14 protein-coding genes are annotated in these 22,097 nt (G+C 44.0%); 3 read left to right on the top strand and 11 right to left on the bottom strand.

Going from position 1 to position 22,097, the window contains the following annotated elements:
* The coding region (locus tag QUA54_RS01320; protein WP_333412672.1) for a hypothetical protein at positions 1-321 on the top strand (321 nt) is incomplete at its 5' end.
* A gap of 1,245 nt (positions 322-1,566) precedes the next feature.
* The gene (locus QUA54_RS01315) at positions 1,567-2,271 is read left to right on the top strand and encodes a class I SAM-dependent methyltransferase (protein WP_333412670.1); all 705 of its coding nucleotides are present in this window, start codon (positions 1,567-1,569) and stop codon (positions 2,269-2,271) included.
* A 143-nt stretch (positions 2,272-2,414) separates the two neighbouring features.
* On the opposite strand, the gene QUA54_RS01310 is transcribed toward QUA54_RS01315, so the two are convergent.
* From QUA54_RS01310 to QUA54_RS01280, 7 genes are all read right to left on the bottom strand, one after another.
* Positions 2,415-3,176 carry a class I SAM-dependent methyltransferase gene (locus QUA54_RS01310; protein WP_333412804.1) on the bottom strand — a complete coding sequence of 254 codons (762 nt, stop codon included), beginning with the start codon at positions 3,174-3,176 and terminating at the stop codon, positions 2,415-2,417.
* A 21-nt stretch (positions 3,177-3,197) separates the two neighbouring features.
* Positions 3,198-5,846, bottom strand: coding sequence for a tetratricopeptide repeat protein (locus QUA54_RS01305; protein ID WP_333412668.1), 2,649 nt, complete (start codon positions 5,844-5,846; stop codon positions 3,198-3,200).
* A 26-nt stretch (positions 5,847-5,872) separates the two neighbouring features.
* Positions 5,873-7,876 carry a tetratricopeptide repeat protein gene (locus QUA54_RS01300; protein ID WP_333412666.1) on the bottom strand — a complete coding sequence of 668 codons (2,004 nt, stop codon included), beginning with the start codon at positions 7,874-7,876 and terminating at the stop codon, positions 5,873-5,875.
* 81 nt (positions 7,877-7,957) lie between these two features.
* On the bottom strand, positions 7,958-13,801 hold the full coding sequence (locus QUA54_RS01295) for a tetratricopeptide repeat protein (protein WP_333412664.1): 5,844 nt from the start codon (positions 13,799-13,801) through the stop codon (positions 7,958-7,960).
* Between the two features lie 187 nt (positions 13,802-13,988).
* On the bottom strand, positions 13,989-15,116 hold the full coding sequence (locus QUA54_RS01290; protein WP_333412662.1) for a calcium-binding protein: 1,128 nt from the start codon (positions 15,114-15,116) through the stop codon (positions 13,989-13,991).
* A 583-nt stretch (positions 15,117-15,699) separates the two neighbouring features.
* Positions 15,700-16,488, bottom strand: a complete 789-nt coding sequence (locus QUA54_RS01285) for an SDR family oxidoreductase (protein WP_333412659.1) — start codon at positions 16,486-16,488, stop codon at positions 15,700-15,702.
* Between the two features lie 211 nt (positions 16,489-16,699).
* Positions 16,700-17,605, bottom strand: coding sequence for a nuclear transport factor 2 family protein (locus tag QUA54_RS01280; RefSeq protein ID WP_333412657.1), 906 nt, complete (start codon positions 17,603-17,605; stop codon positions 16,700-16,702).
* 185 nt (positions 17,606-17,790) lie between these two features.
* On the opposite strand from QUA54_RS01280, the gene murG reads away from it, so the two are divergent.
* A complete protein-coding gene (murG, locus tag QUA54_RS01275) occupies positions 17,791-18,888 on the top strand; it encodes an undecaprenyldiphospho-muramoylpentapeptide beta-N-acetylglucosaminyltransferase (protein WP_445301516.1) in 1,098 nt (365 codons plus the stop codon).
* 70 nt (positions 18,889-18,958) lie between these two features.
* On the opposite strand, the gene ureG is transcribed toward murG, so the two are convergent.
* From ureG to QUA54_RS01255, 4 genes are all read right to left on the bottom strand, one after another.
* Positions 18,959-19,555 carry an urease accessory protein UreG gene (gene ureG / locus QUA54_RS01270; protein WP_333412656.1) on the bottom strand — a complete coding sequence of 199 codons (597 nt, stop codon included), beginning with the start codon at positions 19,553-19,555 and terminating at the stop codon, positions 18,959-18,961.
* A gap of 44 nt (positions 19,556-19,599) precedes the next feature.
* Positions 19,600-20,289, bottom strand: a complete 690-nt coding sequence (locus QUA54_RS01265; protein WP_333412654.1) for an urease accessory protein UreF — start codon at positions 20,287-20,289, stop codon at positions 19,600-19,602.
* Positions 20,290-20,508: 219 nt separating this feature from the next.
* On the bottom strand, positions 20,509-20,946 hold the full coding sequence (gene ureE, locus QUA54_RS01260) for an urease accessory protein UreE (protein WP_333412652.1): 438 nt from the start codon (positions 20,944-20,946) through the stop codon (positions 20,509-20,511).
* 259 nt (positions 20,947-21,205) lie between these two features.
* The gene (locus QUA54_RS01255; protein ID WP_172184942.1) at positions 21,206-21,697 is read right to left on the bottom strand and encodes a DUF4168 domain-containing protein; all 492 of its coding nucleotides are present in this window, start codon (positions 21,695-21,697) and stop codon (positions 21,206-21,208) included.
* Positions 21,698-22,097: the final 400 nt, after the last annotated feature.

Raw genomic sequence — 22,097 nt, 5'->3', positions numbered from 1 at the left:
AAAAAAAACCCGGCCAAAATTGGTCGGGAGTTAATTAATCAGGGTGCATCTACTAATTTAGTCTCCGGTTCGAGGTGCACCTGTTCCGGACAGTTTGGGAAAATTTGGGAAAATTTGGGAAAATTTGTGGTTTGGGGTGCAATACGAAAAAAAAACCCGGCCAAAATTGGTCGGGAGTTAATTAATCAGGGTGCATCTACTAATTTAGTCTCCGGTTCGAGGTGTACCTATTCCGGACAGTTTGGGAAAATTTGGGAAAATTCGTGGTTTGGGGTGCGATCGCCAAAAAAAAACCCCAAACCAGAATTGGCGGGGAGTTAATTAATCAGGGTGCATCTACCAATTAAGCTTCCTGAGAATTCGATCGCCATCCGGACAACCTCAAACTTTCTTCAGCATCACCGTCGATACCGCAAAAAAAAACCCCAAACCAGAATTGGCGGGGAGTTAATTAATCAGGGTGCATCTACCAATTAAGCTTCCTGAGAATTCGATCGCCATCCGGACAACCTCAAACTTTTTCAGCATCACCCTGGATACCGCAAAAAAAACCCCAAACCAAAATTGGTCGGGAGTTAATTAATCAGGGTGCATCTACTAATTTAATCTCCCGCCTCAAAACACCTCTTTCAGGACACTTTAGCCGAATTTGCGAAAATTTGTGGTGAGGGCGTGCGATCGCCAAAAAAAAACCGGCCAAAATTGGTCGGGAGTTAATTAATCAGGGTGCATCTACTAATTTAATCTCCCGCCTCAAAACACCTTTTTCAGGACAATTTGACATAATTTAGGAGAATTTGTGGCGAGGGCGTGCGATCGCCAAAAAAAACCCGGCCAAAATTGGTCGGGAGTTAATTAATCAGGGTGCATCTACCAATTAAGCTTCCTGAGAATTCGAGCGCCATCCGGAGAGTCGGATCTAATTTTTCAACAGGGCGATCGCTTGAGGATAGGCAAATTCTGAATTACAGAGTTGGAGGGCGATCGACTGTGTATCAGTGCCGTTTCTTTTGATTGGCAGGTGGTTTAACATACTCTTCTCTGTTTAAATAATATAAAAGCGCGATCGAACCCCCTATCAAGATACCTAATACTACTAAACTAATAGCTATTACTTGGGCACCTCCCGATAAAAATACGTAAATCAACCCAAGATAAGGAACCCCTAACAAAATAGCAGTAGCTATAGTTTTTAAAGATGTCAAATTAATCTCTACTTCAAGATGTTTGTAGGGTTGTCCTTGAAATTTGTAGTAGTTTTTAGATGAACCTAAACGCTGTGAAGGAGGTACCAAGGGTTTTTGACTAGGCATATCGTACTATTGGGGATATGTTCGTTGATAATTATTTCTTCTGGAGTTTGCTATTTGATCCGGATTGAATCTGGGAAGGATGTAGATTAGAAGTTTGTGGTATATAATATATAGGGCGAATTGCGCTTCTACATCTCCCAGCATAAATCTATTCTATTAGCAGCTCTACATCTATTTTCCTGAAGAGCTTACCCAAATCATGTATTAAGTAATTATCTTTAGTTACAAGACATTTAAGATTGAGGGGAATAAAATGATGAATAATATCGATATTACAAGTTTTGATTTTGCCGACTTTGGCTGTTCTAACGGTAGCTCAATTCAATTTGGGATCAAGATACTCAAAGGGCGTAAGGGATTCGGCATCGATATCGATCCGAAGAAGGTAGCATCAGCTAAAGCTGCTGGATATGACGCCATCAAAGGAGATTTTTGCAATCTCGATCTCCCAGATGGTTGCGTAGATTTTACAATTCTCAACCATACTTTAGAGCATTTACCAACATTAGATTGTGCCAAAGAAGCAATAAAAAATGCTATCCGAATTTCAAGAAAGTTCGTTTTTATTAGAGGTCCTTTTTTCGATGCCGATGACTACTTGAAATGTTTAGGTCTAAAATTCTATTGGTCTGACTGGACGGGTCATACTTTGCATCTGAAAGCTGAGCAGGTAATGAACATTCTTGAAGATATAAACGCACCCAACTATGAAATCTATGGGAGAGTCCTGCTTAATTCTTCGATAGATGCAACTATTCACCCACTATCATCACTTAAAAACCAACATCATTGGGAGCTGGAAAAACATGGAGTAAAACCAATATTGACACTCACTGAACCAGTTTATAGAGAATTTTTTGGCATTATTTGGTTAGCTGAGAATGTCAGTGTATCTGATGTCCGAAATCTGTCACATAAACATTTGCTATATCAAAAAGGGACACTTTATTCTTTATAGTCAGTTACCTTGGGAATGGTAATAAGTTAAGCCATCGGAGCTTAATTTATGCCCATTCCCTTATTCACCTTAACTCTATACTTTTTAGGCGGCTTAAACTCCTCAATTTAGTCCAGCATGGTATTATTTCCTGATTATACAATTTATGCTTTTGACAATATCCACATTCCATGACACTTTCCATCAGCGCTAGGGATACTGTTACGAATGTCTGTTGTAGCTAGCTGAGTTAAATGGGGAAATAAAGCCCGGATTTCTTCATCAGACAAGTGTTCAAGTTTTTGGCGCAGTTTAATGCCAGCATCATTCCAGTAACACCCACGTAAGATTGTAACATCTGGGAAGATTTCTTGGATGCTATCTGCATTGTAACCGACGCGATAATGCTGATGATTTTTCCATACACTTTCTCGCATCTTTGGGTTCATGTTAGTTTCATGAGTAGCAAATGGAACAAGTGCAAATACATACTTCCGTGCCGCTGCACGCATATTAATTGCTGCTATTTTGTCAGCTTCGATATGTTCTAGGACTTCAATCGAGGCGACTATATCGTAGGATTCTGGTGATGGGGTTAAAGTATCATAAGTGCCAAAGCTGACATTGGGAATAGCCCATTCGTTGCTCATGCGAACCCCTAGTCGCTGTTGAATATTGGTATTAGTATCAATATCCGTAAGATGAAACTTAATTTCAGGAAATTCTAGAGCTAGGGCTATTTCAGTTAATCCAGAACCACAACCAACGCTCAGAAAAGAGTTGATTTCTCCGGCAGATTTTAAGACTTGAATTAATGCTTCACGTATCTGAATATAGCGCAAATAAGCCCATCTTTTTCGCACCATTAACTGGATTTGAACCTTATGAAGATATCGCTTTTGAAGAACAGAATCTAACACGACCATCACTTTAACATCCTAAAATAACTATGAAGCAAGTTGAAGTAGCTGACTGTAGAAAAGATTGTAAATGCTCAGAGCAGCACGTTTGGGTGAATATTTTGCTGCTGTTTCAATAGCATTTAACTTGAGTTGCAATAACACATTGCGGTCGGCTTGGATCAGTTTGCCAATACCCTTGATGCAATCCTCAATCGACGTTGTGTCAACGACGACAGAGTTAAAATCCGGGATAGCAAATTCATCCGTTCCTCCTTTATCGGGGACAACTGGAATGCAGCCAGAAGCCATTGCTTCTATAGCTGTACGCCCAAAAGCCTGGAAATCAGAAAGATCTAGAAATATATCTGAGTTCCGCAGCAGGGCAGCCACTTCGGAGCGACTCAGATGAGGAAAGATAGTAGTATTTTTAGGAATCGGTATACCAGCAGATTCAATCAGACTCCGGTCTGAGCCAAAGATGGTAAAATGCACTTGATTTGGAAACAATTCTGATAAAATTTTAGCGACAGCTAATGTGCGACGGGGAGCGCGTCTGGCCGTGGTGAATCTTACCATCATAGAAATCTCTATACGAGAGTTTTCACTCTTCAAATGAGGGTAGTAAACTTGATGATCGATGCTGGCTTGGACTTTGTGAACATTAACGGCATGATTGCGATCGACAATATGACACAACCAGTTGGTTTTGGCAAACCGGACAGCATGGGGAATCAGTGTATACGATTCTCGTGCTTCTTCCCACTCAGGGGTATCTATACAAGAAAATAAGGGTTCGTAATCTTGTATATAGTAAGCCGGCAAAATCTGGTGATTGTCTCTGACTAGCATTTCCAGCATTTTTACTGAGCTATAAGTCGTTGCACAGACAACAGAGAAATTTTTAGCTAAGTTTTTTAGGTCTGTTAAAGTTTGATAAGAGATAGCAATTTGATCGATCTCGGGAATTTCGGTTGTGTAACTCTTTAAAAAGTCAAGAAAGTTAGATTGATTGACAGCTATTTTGACTGGGATGCCACAGCGATAAAGTGCTAAGGCTTCTTGCACGACTGAATGAGCGCCACCTCCACCGCCTCTGACGGGGAGAATAAATAAAAGTTTGGGGAATTCATCATTAACATTTAACTTGAAAGTCGGCTGATAATAGGGAATAGATTTAGCTCTATCTAGCTGACCATTCTGGGCTAAAGCTTCCTTTAATTTGTGATAAGCTGGAGAAAAGTTGGGGTCAAGCTCAAACGCTTGACGATAACAGCTAATAGCCTCTTCCCACTGGTCTTTTTGGCTGAGAAGTTCTCCTAAATTGTGGTAAACTTTGGCAGAAAAATCGGGTTTGATTTCAATAGCTTGACGGTAGGCAGCGATCGCCTCTTCTGTAAGTTCAAGTTGTTGGAGAGCTTCGCCTAAACGATAGTAGGCGGTAGGGAAATTGGGGTTGAGTTCGATCGCCCTACGGTAAGAGTCGCTCGCTTCCTTCCATTGCTTGAGTTGACCGAGGGCATTTCCTAAGTGATGGTGAGCTTTAGAAAAATCCGGTTGCAGCTCAATGGCTTGACGGTAAGATGCGATCGCATCCTCATATTTCCCTTGTTGCCGCCAAAGTTCCCCTAAACTGTGGTGACACTCAGGGTTATTTGGGTTAAGTTCAAGAGCTTGACGGTAGGTTGCAATCGCCTCTTCTATTAGTCCTTGTTGTTCCAGAGCTTCACCTAAACGATAATAGGCGGTAGGGAAATTGGGGTTAAGTTCGATCGCCTGACGATAAGAGGCGATCGCTTCGGGCCACTTTTTGAGTTTTCCCAAGATATTTCCTAAGTTATTGTGAGCTTTAAAAAACTTAGGTTGCAGCTCAACTGCTTGACGATAAGAGGCGATCGCTTCCTCCAATTGCTTGAGTTGACCAAGGGAATTTCCTAAGTTATGATAAGCTTTAAAAAACTTGGGTTGCAGCTTAATTGTTTGACGATAGCAAGCGATCGCCTCTTCATGTTTTTCTTGTTGTTGCCACAGCTCTCCTAAGCTGAAGTGTAACTCAGGATTATTTGGATTAAGTTCGATCGCTCGACAATAACAGGCGATCGCTTCAGGCAATTTTTTCAGTTGTAGGAGGATATTTCCTAAGTTATGGTGAGCTTTAAAAAGCTTTGGTTGCAGCTCAATTGCTTGACGGTAAGATGCGATCGCATCCTCATATTTTCCTTGTTGTTGGCAAAGTTCCCCTAAACTGTGGTGACAGTCAGGGTTATTTGGGTTGAGTTCAATAGCTTGACGGTAGGCGGCGATCGCTTCTTCAGTTTCTCCAAACTGTTTGAGAGCTTCGGCTAAACGATAGCAAGCAGTAGGAAAATTAGGATTAAGTTCGAGTGCCTGACGATAAGAGGCGATCGCTTCGGGCCATTGTTTGAGTTGGCCCAGGGCATTTCCTAGGTTATGGTAAGCCTTAGAAAATTTCGGTTGCAACTCTATTGTTTGACGATAACAGGCGATCGCTTCTTCGTGTTGCCCCACTCGTTGCAAAACCTCCCCCAAACTGCGGTGAAACTCAGAGTTATTGGGGTGGAGTTCAATAGCTTGACGGTAGATAGCGATCGCCTCGTCTAGTTTACCTTCCCCTGCCAACTGTTTGGCTGTTTGGAAATGGGTTTCAGCCGTTTCTTGGTTAGTTTTTGTTGACATATACAAACCTCTATTCGATCTTGTTTTTAGCGCAAATTATTAGTATTGATTCCTAGAGGCACGATATGTTCGCGTAGTTTAAGACGCAAACGTTCGAGAGCTGAATTATTTTTAATTTCCTCTGTCAAAGCTTTGACATTAATATCAGGATGCTTGGATTTGAATGCTGCCGAGCCTTGTTTAGAAAGCTCTTGACGGCGTTCGTGTCCGAAACTTTTAGATTTAGAGTGATAGACGTAGGCATGATCGGCTATTGCGAGTTTGAACCCAGCTTTGCGAGCTCGAATTGAAAAATCATTCTCTTCTCCATAACCGTAGGGAAAGCTTTCTTCATCCAGCCAACCTATGGCATCGATTACAGCTCTCTTAATCATGTAACAAAAACCATTAACAAAATTTACAGAAGGAAATGCTTTGTCGGAAACATTAGCCACTATATCACTCAGACTTTCCAGGGAGTATCCTTCAGGAATATTGTTAATCATCCAGCCACCGTTTTTGTCAAATATTTCCGGAATAGATTGCCAAGATGCACAATTTGACAAAGGTCCAACTATGCCAATATTTTTTAGAGAATTAGCACATTCAATTAATTTTTCAAGCCACCCAGGAGTAACAATTGTGTCACTGTTTAATAAAATAATGTAGTCACCATTGCTGGCGCGCAGACCAATGTTAGCTGCTTTGGTATAACCGCGAGCCGTCTCATTTCTAAACAAAGTGGCTACAGAATCCTCTTGAACCCACGACTTAAGAAAGTCTCTAGTTTCTGCTTGAGAACCGTCATCTACAATCAGCAAGCGATAGTCAACCTTTGTGTGTAGTCTAATGGAAGTCAGACACTCTTTTACATCCTCGAAAGCATTGTGAACGCAGAGAACAATATCAACTCTATCAACTGTAGATTTTGAGACAGGCGAGAATTGAAATGACAAGGGAATTTGTGAAGGTTTATTATGAACCTTCTGTTCTCCACAAAAATCAATCAAATCCGCTTGCGACTGTACAGCGACATCTTCAAAGCCATCATTAATCTGGAGCATGGCTTTCCATAGCTGCAAATAAATTTCAAAGTCACCAGGCTTAAGTTGCAGCCCCATTTGGTAAAATACGATCGCTCCATCCCTTTGTCCTTGTTTAATCAAAGCATTACCCAAACCCAAATAGAGTTTCGGATCTTTTGGGTTAACCTCCAGAGCCTTGTGATAGAGCTTGATATGATCTGGATTTTCTTGAATAGCTTGATTGTAATAACTAATAGCTTCTTTCGCAGATAATGGGCTGTGATTTCGCAGCGCATCCCCCAACTTTTCATACACGAATGGCAGATCTGACTTTAACTGAATTGCACGCCGATAAGCAACAACGGCCTCCTCCCACCTCTCCAACTCCACCAAAGCTTCCCCCAAATTATAGTAAGACCAATGGAAGTCTGGATTTAGCTCGATCGCATTTCTATACGCTTGGACCGCTTCTTTCCATTTCTCTTGCTTAATCAGACTATCCCCTAAATTATTGTTCGACCAGCAAAAGTTAGGATTAAACTCAATAGCCAGACGATATGCAACAACTGCCTGATCTAACCTTCCTTGTGCTTGCCACATATCCCCTAAATTGTGGTGAACTTCCCACAGATTAGGCTGAAGTTCGATAGCTTTTTGATAAACTCTGACGGCTTCCTCCAACTCACCATTTTTAACAAGAGCATCCCCCAAATAGTGATAAATTTCGGCTGAGTTAGAGTCTACATTTAAGGCTTTTTGATAGGAAGAAATAGCTTTTTCCCATTCCCCCTTTTTAGCCAAAGCCTTACCTAAGCTGTAGTGAGGTTTGGCAGCATTGAAGTTAGCTTCCACACTTTGGTCAGAATGCTTGTCTCGCTTCCTATCCTGTTCCCCAGATTCCGAGACAGCCCTTTTTGAGAAAACCACTTTTGGAGGCCAAAAATCAGGAGGTTCTTGGTGCGGTAATACGGATAAATCTGAAGAGTTTTTTACTGGGAATGCAATGATGTTGGATTGGCTGCTCATACGCTTTACCTGTGGTAATTTGAGGTCTTTATATCAGTTGAATTTATTTTTCATCTGCCTAACGAGGTATCCGGAAACTTGCTAAATTTTTGCTAGTTCAATGGCGCGGTTGTAAGCCTCGATCGCCTCATCAATCTCGCCTTTTTCTTGCAAAGCATCCCCTAACTTTTGGTGAACCTCCCAGATGTCCGGTTTCAATTCAATGGTTTTTTCATAACATCCGATCGCCTCATCCAACTGACCCCAACTGTCCAAAGCATCCCCCAAACTTTGATAAGCTTGAACCAAATTGGGATTTAACTCGATCGCTCTCCGATAACACGCGATCGCCTCTTCGCGCCGATCGAGACTTGCCCAAGCTTTCCCCAAACCGTAATGAGGTGCATCGAAATTTTGGTTCAGCTCGATCGCTTGTCGGTAAGCCGCGATCGCCTCTTCCCACTGTCCCATAACGCTCAAAACCTCCCCTAAATTGTGATAAGCATCGGCATAACTCGGCTGCAACTGAATCGCCCGCCGATAACACGAAATAGCTCGATCCAACTGACCCAGTTCTAACAAAGTATTGCCCAGAGTAAAGTGTTCGTCAGGCTTAGCCCAATTGATATCGAGAGTGAGAGCTTTATACCAGCATTCTGCCCCTGCTTGCGGCTGACCGGACTGCACAAATATCCTCGCTAAATTCCGGTAAGCAGATGCTAAATTAGGTTTAATTTTAATTGCTTGTTGGTAACAAGCAATTGACTTTTCCCACTCTTTCTGCTGAGCGTAAAGGCTGCCTAAATTGGCATGAATTTCAGCAAAATCAGGCTCGATTTCCAGCGCTTGAACGTACCAATACCTCGCCGCCTCTGCTTTGCCCATAGCTTGGGTAGCATTCCCCGCAATCTTGTAGGCAAATGCTGCATCCGGTTGGATTTCAATAGCTCGCTTGCACTCCGCGATCGTCTCTTCAAATTTCCCCTGGGCGTAATAAGCTTCGGCCTGTTTGATGTATGTTTCTGCACTGACAGAATTGACTATCGCCACAGGTTTGCCGCTGTTATTTTTACCGCTATCAAGTGCGGATAATCTTAGACTTTCGGCAGATTTTGAATAACTGTTGTTCGGATTGTTTGCTGGTGCCGAAGAAGCGATCGCATCCCCAACTTCCGCAGCGGCAGCAGGTGTGTGAGTGTTTCTATCGCCCTTTACCCGCGTCGCAGGGGCAACAGTATCACTTGCTAGATGGTCGGCTACCAAACCGCTGTTGTTAAGTGCCGCAGCTTTCTCCAAACAGACAGCAGCTTCATGTAATTTTCCTTGCTTTTTTAACGCTATCGCCAGATTTTGGTAAGCAGCAGTTAAGTTTGGATGTAACTCGATCGCGCGGCGGTAACACGCGATCGCATAAGTAATTTGACCTTGCTTAAACAAAAGGTTGCCCAATTTAAAATGCTGATCGGGCGATACCTTTTCTGGTTCCAAAGAATAAGCTTCGTACCAGCACTCGTTCGCCTCTTCCTGTTTGCCCTGCTGCCTCCACACCCTAGCCAAATTCCGGTAAGCTGGTGCTAAATTCGGTTGGATAGCAATCGCTCTTTGGTAGCAAGCAATTGCCGGCGATAGCTGTTTTCCCATAGCATACAAAGTGCCAAGGTTTACGTAAATATCTGCCTCGTTAGAATTAATTTGGACGGCTTTTTTATAGCACTCGATCGCTTCTTCTGTATTCCCTTGCACTTGCAAAATCTTGCCCCACAGTTTGTAAGCAGCCACCGCATCTGGTTTGATTTTAATAGCTCGCTTGCACTCAGCAATAGCCGGCTCGAATTGTTTTTGAGCGCAATAAGATTCTGCCCGCTGAATGGAGTCATCAGCAGTTTCTGGTTTCCGAAAATCTGCCGTAAAACCGCTATCAACAACTGTCACCGGCGACAAAACATTAGCCGAGTTTTGAGTAGCAGGTGCAGAATTTTCCGAAAGGGCGATCGTATTTAACTGTTGCGGTACAGCAGGAATTGTTGTCGGCTGCTGCAACTGTACGCGAGGTTTTTCAGCGGAGATTGTGGAATTGAGTTGCAAGGAATTAGCTGCAACATTTGCCCGCAAAGTAGATGTTTGCGGATTCTGCGGTAACTCAGATTTCGGATTAAAACTCACAACTACTGTCTTGAATAAATCCCCAAAAATGTTAGCAGGTCGTTCAATTATCTTTCGATAACTAGCAACTTCTTCCTGCACCTTTTTTTGAGCTTTGAGAGCATTTCCTAACTGTTGGTAAGCTTGGTTTGAATTGGGGTTTAACTCGATAGCGTGGCAGTAGCAGCGTATAGCCTGCGTTACCTGATTCTGCTTCAAAAAGTTATCGCCCAGATGAATGTGTTCTTCAGGTGTTGCCTTGGCAGGTTCTAGAGAATACGCTTTAAACCAGCACTCGTCAGCCTCCGATAGCTGCCCCATTTGTGTCCACACGCGAGCTAAGTTTCGGTAAGTTGATGCTAAATTCGGCTGAAGGGCGATCGCCTTTTGGTAAAATGCGATCGCAGATTGCCACTGCTGTTCCTGAGCGTAAAGCGTCCCCAAATTAGTATAAGCTTCCGCAAAATCAGGATCGAGTTCAATCGCCTTAGCATAGCAATTTTTCGCCTCTTCTACCTTGCCTTGAGCTTGCCTAGCATTACCCCAAATTTTATAAGCCCTCGCATCTGGTTTAACTTGAATAACTCGCTGGCAAGCCGCCGCCGCCTGCTCGAATTTCCTTTGAGTATAAAATGCTTCTGCACCTTGAATGTAAACTTCAATATCGTCAGGCTTGAAGGGTAAAATACCTTGATTGCTATTAGTTATGGAAGATTCTATCTGAGGTAAATTTGCTTTTTGGTAAAAGATTAAAGCCCGCTCCCAATTTTTCTCTTGGGTATACAGAGTAGCAAGATTAGTATAAACTTCTGCAAAGTCAGGCTGAATTTCCAGAGCTTTCACGTACCAATGCTTTGCCTTGGCTAAATTACCTTGTACTTGGCTAATCTTGCCCAAGGTTTTGTAAGCTGGTGCAAAATCAGGTTTCTGCTTCAGGGCTTGCTCGCAAGCAGCTACAGCATCGCTTAACTTACCTTGTTCTAAATAAAATTCTGCCCGTTTTTGAAAATAATCTGCTGATTCTTGGTTCATAATTGCTGTAGAGTTTTTAGGGTTTTCAAGAAATATTAAATCTAGGGAATTTTTGGAACTAAAAAGATTGGTCTCTTCCAGCATTTTTTTGAGAGAGTTCAAATTGACTAAAATATCTTCAGTCAATGGGTTTTGATACATTAACTGTCGAATTGGGTAACAATTAAAGCTCTCTCCTATTACATAATAATGTGGAAGATTTAGCTGCTGAGAGATCGCCCAATAGTAGTGCCTGATATAATTAGGAGAGACTAGCTCAATTACTTTTGTTCCTGAACTACAAAATATAATATTTGTCAGACCGCTGCCGTGCGGCGCTACGATAGCTTTTGCGCGAGAAAATAAGGCTATTTGCTCCTCCAAAGTCATAGATTCTAGTAGCACTGAAACAAAGCCAAATCCGCTTAATAATTCGATTACTTTTTCTTCATTGATGACTCGTCGGTAACTGGATTGGCTGCGGCTGATATAGATGCGTTCTGGATAAATATATTGGCGTTCCTCTTGCTCGCTTACCTGTGTACCTGTAGCGAGAAAGATGTTTGCACTACAGAGTTGTTTAAATTTTTCATTTAAAAAAACCCGCCTCAAAAACTCAAGCCCCTGCGGCGACAGCCAGCCCAAATATCCAGGAAAAGAAGGAACAATTAATTGTTTGGCTTGAATGTAAGGATGGCGATCGCTCTCTATAATTTTATATTCAGGAATCCCTAATACTTTCAGGGTTTCTCGCTGAAAAGGCTGCTGGCAGCTATTAACCAAAAACCAATCTATCTCTTCCAGATTTATCCCCCAACGTTGCAGAACTTCAATCCGGGGCAAAATATCCGCCATCCAGTGAAAATAGACATTTCCCGAAAGTCCAGCCAATACCGCCACCGTACCGTCTATCTTTTCTAAAGGTGGCAATTCTTCCGGTTTTAAATTCAGAAACCTGTGCTGAGTAGAATGTTGATTTTCGCATCCCGGCAACTCGCCCGGATATTCGCGGGAAAGTTCTGGTAAAAGGCGATCGCCAGAATCGATAATAGCAATAGCATTGCAAATCATCCAAGAACTTTTCTGCGGTACAATCCAAGCCCGCCCGTTTGGGAGTGAAGTCACAAATGTTTCCGGCGACTCAACAGCAGTCTCTCCCTGCTGAGCACAAGAATATACGCCATTACCTAAATGCACAGGCTCAAACTGTCTGAAAATCCGCTTGAGACACCGCTGACAATCTAAGCCCTGACATTCCGATTTGGGCTTTTTATTGCCGTTAAAAATGGAGGGGTGTTTCATGCTTCCCAAGTGAGAGTCAGAGTCGCACTCCGACAGGGAATGAATTCCCTGTCTCATAGCTGAAGTCCTCTTCAGAGGACTAAAACACCACTCTTTAGTCGACTTTAGTGGACTTTCGCTATTAGCCAGGGGTTTCAATCCCTGGCGGGCTGAGGGAGAATGAATCAGCTTCTGTTTAAGAGGACTAAAACACCGCTCTTTAGCCCACTTTAGTGGACTTTTTCTATTAACCAGGGGTTTCAACCCTTGGCTGGCTGAGGGAGAATGAATCAACTCCTGCTGTTTTTTCAATACAGCCTGCAATTGTTCGGAAACATCCGAACGGTTGCCCGCAATTGCCAGCACCATGTGGTAAACTACAATCGCTGCCGAAAATCGTTTCTGCTGACTCAAGCAATGAGCCAGCCGCAAGTAAATATCCGCATTTTTAGGTTGAATTTGTAAAGCTTTTTGGTAATAGCTTTCTGCTTGTTCGTACCCGCCGTACTCGCATAAGGCGTTTCCCAAATGGAAGTAAGTCTCTGCTAAATCGATAACCAATGATGAAGGATGAAGCGGATTGTTAGCAAGACTAGAAATGGCGTAACCAGAGCCGTCCTTTTCTTGAAGTTGCTTCAGAAATCGCACACAGGCTATTTGAGAGCGATCGAGTTCATTAAGTTCTTGTACGGAAGTCAACCGCATTTCTACTTGGCAGCAAAAACCATCAACAAACTCGCTTTGCAAAGCAATAGCCTTTTGCCAACATAGCATTGTCTCAGCTAATTTGCCTTGTGCCATCAGGGAAACAGCCCGATCGCTGTATGCCGAAACCCGATCGGGATGCTTGCTAATTACCAGCTCAAAACATTCTATTGCAAAAGTATGCAGCCCCAATCTTTGGAATGCTTTGCCCAAATTGTAACGGGCCATGACTAATTCTGGCTGCAACTCGATCGCGCGGCGGCAAAGGGCGATCGCTTCCTCTGGCTTCCCCAGTTGTAACTGAGCAATACCTAAATTATTGTACAGAGCAGCATCATCGGGCGCCACAGCTATTCCCGCTTGAAAAACCACAATTGCTTCGTCAACTTTGCCCTCCTGCACCAGAAGGCAGCCCCAATTGCTGTAGGCATTTACCGCGTAGGATAAAAGAGCTGGTTGAGAGCTTTTTTTCCAGCAAGATATCGCTTGCTGGTAACTGTAAATCGCTGCTTCTATCCTTGCTTGTTGGTGAACTGCAACGCCGATATTGTAGTGAGCTTTAACGTCATCTGAGTTGAGAGCCAGCGCCTTCCGATAGCTGCCAATCGCTCCTGTAAAATCCCCCTGCTGTTGCAGAACTCTCCCCAAATTGTGCTGCAATTCCGGGCTGTTTTTTCCGAGAGCCAGTGCCTGCTGGTAGTGAAAAGCAGCATCTTCTATCTTTCCCGCCTGCTCGCACAGCAAACCCATTTTGGCAAAAGCTTCTACTAAACTGGAATTTTGTTCCGTCCCTTGGGCGCTGAGCATACTTAATTAAATTAGTGATTTTAAAAGGTAAATTGCAACCGCTAGCTGTAACTGACATCAGGGACTCAAGTGATTAACAAGCTTTCTGACTTTTGAAGCCCCATCGCTTATTTTTTTGTGAGCCTTGAGCCAGCCGATAATGTTTAAATTATATTAATGATAGATCCACCCTCAATCGGGATTAACTTTAAATTATTTCAAAGTTATTCGACCCAAGATTCAGGTTATTACCTACTTGAGCGACGATCGATATTTGACCGTTTTGATTGCGGTAGTAGAGCGAACCGTCAATCGGGTTGTAGATGAGATTAGCCGCGCCCGCTGCCCCAGGAGTGTTGGGATTGAAATTGGGGTCGGTAATAAATTGGTTGGCAGTTAGATTGCCCGGTATTAAAGCATTAAACACAGCTTTGTCAAGCTGAATTTTATCTTCTGTAGGGTTAAAGTCGGTAAGGGTATCCATATTATCTATGCCGAAGAACTCGAAGCGGAATGTATCCGCCCCAGCACCACCTGTGAGGGAGTCATTTCCTATGTTGCCAGAAATAATATCGTTGCCAGCATCACCCATAACAAGATCATTGCCTTTACCCCCGAACAAAATATCGTTGCCATCGCCGCCTCTGACAGTATCATTTCCTAAGTTGCCACTTACGAAGTCGTTGCCAGCGCCGCCAAATAGCCAGTCATTACCTTTACCGCCGAAGAGAGAGTCGTTGCCCTCGCCACCGACGACAACATCATCGCCCTTGCCTCCAAAAAGGGTATCGTTGCCTTTACCGCCGTCGAGGAAGTCATTGCCACGATCGCCAGAAAGGATGTCATCGCCCTCGTCGCCATAAAGAACGTCATCGCATTTACCGCCGAACACCGTATCGTTGCCAGCGCCTGCTCTAACATAATCATCTCCCTGGTTGCCTTCGATATAGTCGTTGCCGTCGCCGCCAAATAGGATGTCGTTGCCGCGATCGCCGTAAAGGACATCATTGCCAGCATTGCCATCAACGATGTCATTACCTTTACCGCCCATGACAGTATCATCGCCCTCGCCCCCAGAGAGCGTATCTTCTCCCTGGTTGCCTTGGATGACATCATTGCCACCGCCTCCATAAACTAGATCGTTACCTTCTAGAGCAGCCAATTCTTCATCTTGGTTAGTGCTATAGGCAATGTCGTCCAAAGGAGTGAGGTTTAGTTGCAGGATACCGGGTCTAGTGGTGGGCCTGGGTTGACCATTTGAGCCTATGATAATCAAACCATCACAGTCATCTGAGCCTGTACTGGGTGGTGGACTAGGAATTACGATTTGAGACATGGTAAATCCTTTGTTAAGGATAGTGATTTATGTGCAGTATCTACACCCTAGCGAGATGACCAACCAGCTAAAGAAAGCAATCCATCAAGCTTTTAAGTAAATAAACCTAGAAATCGCAACTGATTGACAGGCTGATCGATGATCGGCCAAGTTGTCGCCTGTCTGTTTGATCGCCCTGTTGACCCAACTATTAAGACAGCCTTCTGTTCAACGCTTAGGGGTTGAGTGGGATTTGTTACTTGGGACATACCCTGTCATCTCAAATGGGGGGATATCTATCCAGAGCTTTATCTCTCTGGTGAGATTTACTAGCTACAATCCTGATGTCCGGAATAGTTGTATGTGAAATTAGTCGAAAAATACAAATTATTTGTTGAATTTTTATATAAGTAAAAAAAATTAGTCAATCGGAAAATATTTAACTACCCAGAAGTTTTGAATTCACATTTCATACGCAATCATGCTGAGAAATCCCTCATAACACCGGCGCTGGGAACCTTTCCTACACAAACGAAGTCTAAGAATAGATTGACTGAGAAATAAAGGGGTTATTTAAGTCGGATTAGGTATCACTACTGACTGCTCAAAACTCTTTTCGGTGAACCAGAGTTGCACTAGCTTGAGCTGTCGGAACTAGCAAGACTTCGCTAATATTGACGTGGGGCGATCGCGTCGCGCAAAAATACACAACATCGGCTACATCGTCAGCAGTCAGAGGTGTCAACCCTTGATAGACATTTTTGGCTTTTTCTGAGTCGCCGTGAAACCGGACATTGCTAAATTCTGTTTCCACCAAACCAGGCTCTATTTCCGTCACTCGCACTGGTGTTCCCAAAAGGTCTTGTTTCAGACCTTCGGAAATAGCTCTCACTGCTGCTTTGGAAGCGCAATAAACATTGCCTTTCGGATAAGTTTGGCGGCCGGCTATTGAGCCGATATTCACTACGTGGCCGCGGCCTCGGCTTACCATTCCCGGCACGATCGAGCGAGTCATGTACAGCAAGCCTTTAACATTGGTATCAATCATTTCTTCCCAATCTTGAAAGTTGCCTTCGTGCAGTTTGTCTAAACCCCGGCTCAATCCCGCATTGTTAACTAAAATATCTATGCTTTTCCACGCATCGGGAAGCGCAGCGATCGCCGATTCGACTCGCGGGCGATCGCGCACGTCCAATTCTAGCAAGTAAATCTCGTTCGCCGACGCGATCGATTTTGTTTCTACAAGTTCGTTCGCCAGTCGATCGAGTTTTTCAAAGCGGCGGGCTGCTAAAATTAGTTTTGCTCCACCTTTGGCGAATATCTTGGCACAGGCTGATCCGATACCGCTACTTGCACCTGTAATGAAAACAATTTGATTGTGGATAGAAATCATTTTTAATAATAAGGAAGATGTATTAACCTTTCTAGGGCGGAGAGAGGAAGGAAGAGGGAAAAAGTTAGTTTTGAGTTGGCAGAAAATCAAGTCTGGTCAAATAACCATAATTCTTGTAGGGGCAGGTTTACCCGTTCTCTCCTTTGTATTAGAGATTTTACCTAACCCGCCACTACAGAAATTACCCAAATAACCAATAACACCTATTTTATTACTTGACAACCCGCAATCGCACACTAACCATTGCAATTCCGCCTTGTCGCATCAAAACTGCTGAAACCCACCGATTTTCAGGGGTAGCCGGAGCTTTACCTACTTTAAAAATTCCCCCGGAATTTAGCAACTCCAGCTCGACTTCTGAGGGATTAAAAAAGGTTTTTTCGGTAATGGGTTCCTCCAAAACAGTCCCTATTAAAATATCATCGCCGATCGGCTCTCGAACAATGGCATCAAAATGGTACTCTTCGCCCACCTTAACTTGCTCCGGCACATTCACTTCAATTGTGGGAGGATTTTGGCCAGAACTAAGCTGAGTTTGTTCTGCTAAAATCTCTTGCTTAACTATTTTTTCACCTTCAAAGCGCTGCTGAGAACGGATAGTAGCTTTGAGAGTTAATTCTCTGCCATCCTGTTTGTGAGTGCCGGAAATTGTAGTTACGGTTTCAGCGACAATGGCGCTACCTTCGGTGTTCCAAGATTTGATTTCGGTGCGGTAATTTAAACTCGGATATCTCTCCCAGAGTTGGGTGAGGGCTTTTGCCATGCTTTGGCTGTTTAAGCCGTCAGAATGAGTGAAGTTCTGGCTGTAAAATGCCATAACTGCTTTGACGTCGCGCCGGTTGGCCGCTGCGTCAATTTCTGTTAGCAGTTTTGTGAGTGGGGCCGGCGCATTTGCAGGGGTTTGGGCGATCGTTCGGGGAGTCGCCGCGATCGCACCGATCGCTCTTGCTGCACTCGGATGCAGCACGCCAGCACTTACCACTGTTAAACATAACAAGATTTGAGCGATCGACTGCCCGCAGTTAAAGCCAAAAACGATCGCCCGATCGGCTTTTTCCAGCCGACGGCTGGAAAAATACTCAGATGCACTTGGCACTAAATTCAAAAAATTACGCATTAGGTGATAATTTGGTTATTTGTCAGGAGTCGTGGCGCGGGCAACTGTTCGCCTGCAACGAAAACTGACAACGGAAGGACGGACACGGCACAATCTAATTTTAGATTGCTGATTGATAATTGGCTGAAACTGCCGGAATAATAAGCATAATAATCTAAAACCTCAAATATAAAATCGCTCGACCTGTGGAACTTGTACTTGTAAAAGAAACAAATACCTTGACAAAAGCCCCCCTCCGGTTGTTAGTTGCAGCTAGCGGCACTGGTGGACATTTATTTCCCGCGATCGCCACCGCCAGTCAGTTGAACGACTGTCAGATCGAATGGCTGGGAGTCCCAGACCGCATGGAAACCCAGTTAGTTTCATCCCTTTACCCCCTCCACACGATCGCCGTCGAAGGCTTTCAGCAGCAATTTGGGCTCGGTACACTGCGAATTTTGGGCGGACTCGCCGGCTCGATCCTTCAGGTGCGGAAGTTGCTCAAAGCGGGAAATTTTCAGGGAGTGTTTACTACCGGCGGTTACATCGCAGCGCCTGCAATTCTGGCGGCCCGTTCTTTGGGTTTGCCGGTGATTCTCCACGAATCTAATGCCATTCCCGGGAAGGTGACGCGCTGGTTTAGTCCTTTGTGCACTGCTGTGGCGATCGGATTTGAAGCTGCGGCCCAGCATTTACCCCGCGCGAAAACCGTGGTTGCGGGTACACCTGTGCGATCGCAATTCCTCGCCCGCCAACCTCTAAATTTGCCAATTCCTGACAGTGTACCTGTAATTTTAGTCATGGGCGGCTCTCAAGGTGCTGTCGCCATCAATCAGTTAGTGCGCCAGTGTGCTCCGGCTTGGTTTGATGCTGGTGCTTGGGTGGTTCACCTGACAGGAAATAATGACCCGGAGGCTGAGAGTTTAAAACACGAGCAATATTTGTCTATGCCATTTTACGACAATGTGGCGAGCTTATTGCAGCGAGCAAATTTAGCCATTAGTCGATCGGGCGCGAGTGCTCTAACAGAATTAGCAGTGACGGGAGTACCTTCTATTTTAATTCCTTTTCCTCACGCCGCTGACGACCACCAAAGATTTAATGCGGAAGTATTTGCTAAAGCCGGCGCCGCCGTGGTATTCCGTCAAAGCGAACTGACCGCAGATGTGTTGCAAAGCAAAGTATTGTATTTGTTAAGAGATTCGGAATATTTGGAAAAAATGTCTAAAGCTGCTGCTCAATTAGCGGTGAGAGATAGTACAGAACGTTTGGCTAATTTGGTGAGGGAATTGGTGGTGCGGTGATAGTTTTTAGGAGTTTTAACCGCAGATGAAGGCAGATAAACGCAGATGAACGCAGATGCAGACTGATGTTTTACACGATATGGGAGTGGATGAATTTAACTACTGATTCTAATCCTTCTTTGGTCTTCAAGTTAGTAAAAACAAAAGGTTTGTCGGCGCGCATTTTTTTAGCGTCTCGTTCCATCACGCCTAAATCTGCTCCTACATAAGGTGCGAGGTCTGTTTTATTAATTACTAACAAATCTGATTTAGTAATTCCTGGCCCGCCTTTGCGCGGAATTTTATCGCCCGCAGCGACATCGATCACGTAAATTGTTAAATCTACTAACTCGGGGCTAAAGGTGGCCGCCAAATTGTCGCCACCGCTTTCGACAAATACTAAATCTAAATCCGTGAATTTGTGTTCTAACTCTTCTATCGCTACTAAGTTAATCGAAGCATCTTCGCGGATGGCTGTGTGGGGACAGCCTCCCGTTTCTACGCCCAAAATTCGATCGCTCTCTAAAGCTTGACTCCGAACCAAAAACTGGGCATCTTCCTGAGTATAGATATCATTAGTAACAACCGCAATCTGGTACTGCTGCCGCAGCGACTTGCACAAAGCATCAAGTAAAGCAGTTTTCCCCGAACCAACTGGCCCCGCAATTCCTACACGAAAAGCACCCATAGCGATTTTAGATTTTAGATTTTAGATTTTAGATTTTCTGATTTTCAACTGCGAAACAACCGAGTGTACTGAGTTTCGTGCGCCATGCTAGCTAAGCCTAATCCCCAACTGCAACTAGCAATATCATCATCTTCTAATTTTAAAACTTCTTGCGCGGTACAGCTAATTGGAGATTGCAAATCTAACAGCAACTGTTGACCGGCTGTTTGACCGAGGGGAATCAGTTTTACGCCCGCACTCGCCAAATTGGCAGCCCAACTGTACAAATATCCTAACACGGCCGCTTCCTCTTCAATCTGCCAGTTGGCGGCGGCAATGCCAAAGCAGATCGCAAAATTGCACGGATTGCCGCCAAATTCCACCAAATCTTTTACACTTGTTGTTAACCCAGAAGCAACGGGCGATCGCAAATCCAGCAGTAACCTGACCAAAGTCCGCCCCATTTGCCAACTTTGCAAGCGCAACTCTTCTGTTTCCTTAGCAGCAGTCGCCCAAGCATTCCAGTAATTCAAAGCGGTCAAATCCCCAATCTGGGCTGCCCTCAAAGCCCGTACCACCACAGCGGCTTCTACTCGAACAGCCCCGAATTGCAGCGAATTTTCTAACCAATTCCTCAAAGTAATCTCGCTGTCGATCGCACCGGTTTCTACCAGACTTTCGATTCCCTCAGAATAACTATAAGCTCCCACAGGTGCAAAAGCTAGCTGCAACAAACATAATAGTTGATTGTTCACTGTTGACTGTTGACTGTTGACTGTTGACTTCTTGCTTCTTGAATGGCCGAAAGCAATTTAGTTATAAGCCCTCGGATTCATCGGTGGGAGTAAATCTAAAATCTAAAATCTAAAATCTAAAATCTAATTGAATGGCCGAAACCAATTTGGTCATAAGCCCTCGGATTAATCGGTGGGAGTAAATCTAAAATCTAAAATCTAAAATCTAAAATCTAAAATCTAATGGCTGTGCCCGTAAGCGCCCATTTCCGGCTGAAACGGCACAATTTCTTCTGTTACTTCCAAACCCATTTTTTCGAGCATTCCCTGCAACACAGAGTCGGGAGAAAGTCTTAAATAATTATCGGCAATTTCTAAAGCTACGTGACGGTTTCCTAAATGATAAGCCGCGCGCATCAGTAGCAGCGGACTTGATGTCCGCGCTGTCAGCACCGATTCGGGTTTTGCACTTACCAGTACCAAACAGCTACCGTCTTCCGACTGCAATAAATCTCGATCGCGCAGTACCGTACCTCTTGGCAAACTCAGGTGCAGCTTTTCCCCCGTTTCTGTCTCGAATCGGTGGCGGCTGCGAGTGCGATCGTCGGCTGTCATCGGTAAAGTAAAGCTGACAATAGCATCGGGATTTGCAGGCAAATATTTTGTGAAAGTTAGCATTTTTATATTCTATTCCTCAGAGCAATTCACTGCACATCTAGTTTTTGAGGAACATTTTTTGCTCTTTAATTGGAATTTACACCTAGTGGGAAAATAGTCATCTCTCTAAACCGCTCCCGTTCTTATCTCATTACCAAATTATGGTTGTTTTGTCAAGCACTTTATTACAGACGATCGCCATTTTTTCAAAAATTTTTGCATACCGTCTAGTCACTCGAACAATCGAACGGGAGAGGAAGAAAGACTCAAACCCTTAAGCTTATTGATTGCCCGCTTGTTGCAGCCGCAGGAGTTCCGCTTGAATTCGCTGTTTGACTGCCGGATTCGCTTGCTGGAGCAAAGTGAGCTGGTTGAAGCGACTAACTGTCAAACCATTGGTTTCGATAACTTTTTTAGCTTGTTGGCAGTAATTCACTGCGATACCGCGAACATTTCCAGACAACCTATTAATTTCCTGAGTTTCGTTGCACACTACTCTGGGAACCGATCCCCCAGCCATTCCTTTAATTTCGTTAAAAGCTTCCACCCGTCTGGGTTCTATTGCCAACACAGCGCGAGCGTAGCTAGTAATTTCCTCGCTGCTAATCTCTTGAGCTTGGGCTGCTGCTCCGAAAACGAGGTTTGGGGATTGTCCGTACAAACCGGGCGCCCATCCGCTAGCCAAAGCTGCTGCAGAAATGATGCCAAGCAACAGCGATTGTCGCAGCATCCGGTTTATGCCAAATGTAGAGGTGTTCAGTGAGGTGTTCATGGTCGTCGGTGATTGCTTGCGTGTAGATAAAAATGACACAGCGCTTGGAGGCTCAATCTTTTTGAATAATGTGGAGGCTAAAAAGTTCCTGCCGTTGGTGACAATTTTGAATTCCAGCAGGATAATTTGGGAGTTGCTATGGCGATCGAGTTTTTAGCAAATTCGATCATTTGATCCATTGTAACATCTGTAGGAAGTTGACAAAACCCCAAAGAGAGACGCTTATTTTAATTACAGAGTGTTTCCGAATTGCCTCTGCAAATAATTCTCAAAGCGAAAATCTTAAATAATTCTTAAAGTTATTGACAAATTACTCGCATTAATTAGTCTAATCAAGGTACGCGCGAGCGAAGCTATCTTCCCGCAGGGGTTCCCGAAGGGTAGGGAATCGCCTGCAAGG

The organism is Microcoleus sp. MOSTC5 (assembly GCF_036701825.1).
Lineage (GTDB): Bacteria > Cyanobacteriota > Cyanobacteriia > Cyanobacteriales > Microcoleaceae > Microcoleus > Microcoleus asticus.
Note: the sequence above shows the minus strand (reverse complement) of the source record. Positions and strands in the feature narration are given on the sequence as shown.

Bases quoted from the DNA above. Each gene is read 5' to 3' on its own strand.
- QUA54_RS01255 (WP_172184942.1), bottom strand. From the start codon at position 21,697: ATGAACACCTCACTGAACACCTCTACATTTGGCATAAACCGGATGCTG.
- QUA54_RS01305 (WP_333412668.1), bottom strand. From the start codon at position 5,846: ATGTCAACAAAAACTAACCAAGAAACGGCTGAAACCCATTTCCAAACA.
- ureG (WP_333412656.1), bottom strand. From the start codon at position 19,555: ATGGGTGCTTTTCGTGTAGGAATTGCGGGGCCAGTTGGTTCGGGGAAA.
- QUA54_RS01315 (WP_333412670.1), top strand. From the start codon at position 1,567: ATGATGAATAATATCGATATTACAAGTTTTGATTTTGCCGACTTTGGC.
- QUA54_RS01280 (WP_333412657.1), bottom strand. From the start codon at position 17,605: ATGCGTAATTTTTTGAATTTAGTGCCAAGTGCATCTGAGTATTTTTCC.
- QUA54_RS01290 (WP_333412662.1), bottom strand. From the start codon at position 15,116: ATGTCTCAAATCGTAATTCCTAGTCCACCACCCAGTACAGGCTCAGAT.
- ureE (WP_333412652.1), bottom strand. From the start codon at position 20,946: ATGCTAACTTTCACAAAATATTTGCCTGCAAATCCCGATGCTATTGTC.
- QUA54_RS01300 (WP_333412666.1), bottom strand. From the start codon at position 7,876: ATGAGCAGCCAATCCAACATCATTGCATTCCCAGTAAAAAACTCTTCA.
- QUA54_RS01295 (WP_333412664.1), bottom strand. From the start codon at position 13,801: ATGCTCAGCGCCCAAGGGACGGAACAAAATTCCAGTTTAGTAGAAGCT.
- QUA54_RS01310 (WP_333412804.1), bottom strand. From the start codon at position 3,176: ATGGTCGTGTTAGATTCTGTTCTTCAAAAGCGATATCTTCATAAGGTT.
- QUA54_RS01285 (WP_333412659.1), bottom strand. From the start codon at position 16,488: ATGATTTCTATCCACAATCAAATTGTTTTCATTACAGGTGCAAGTAGC.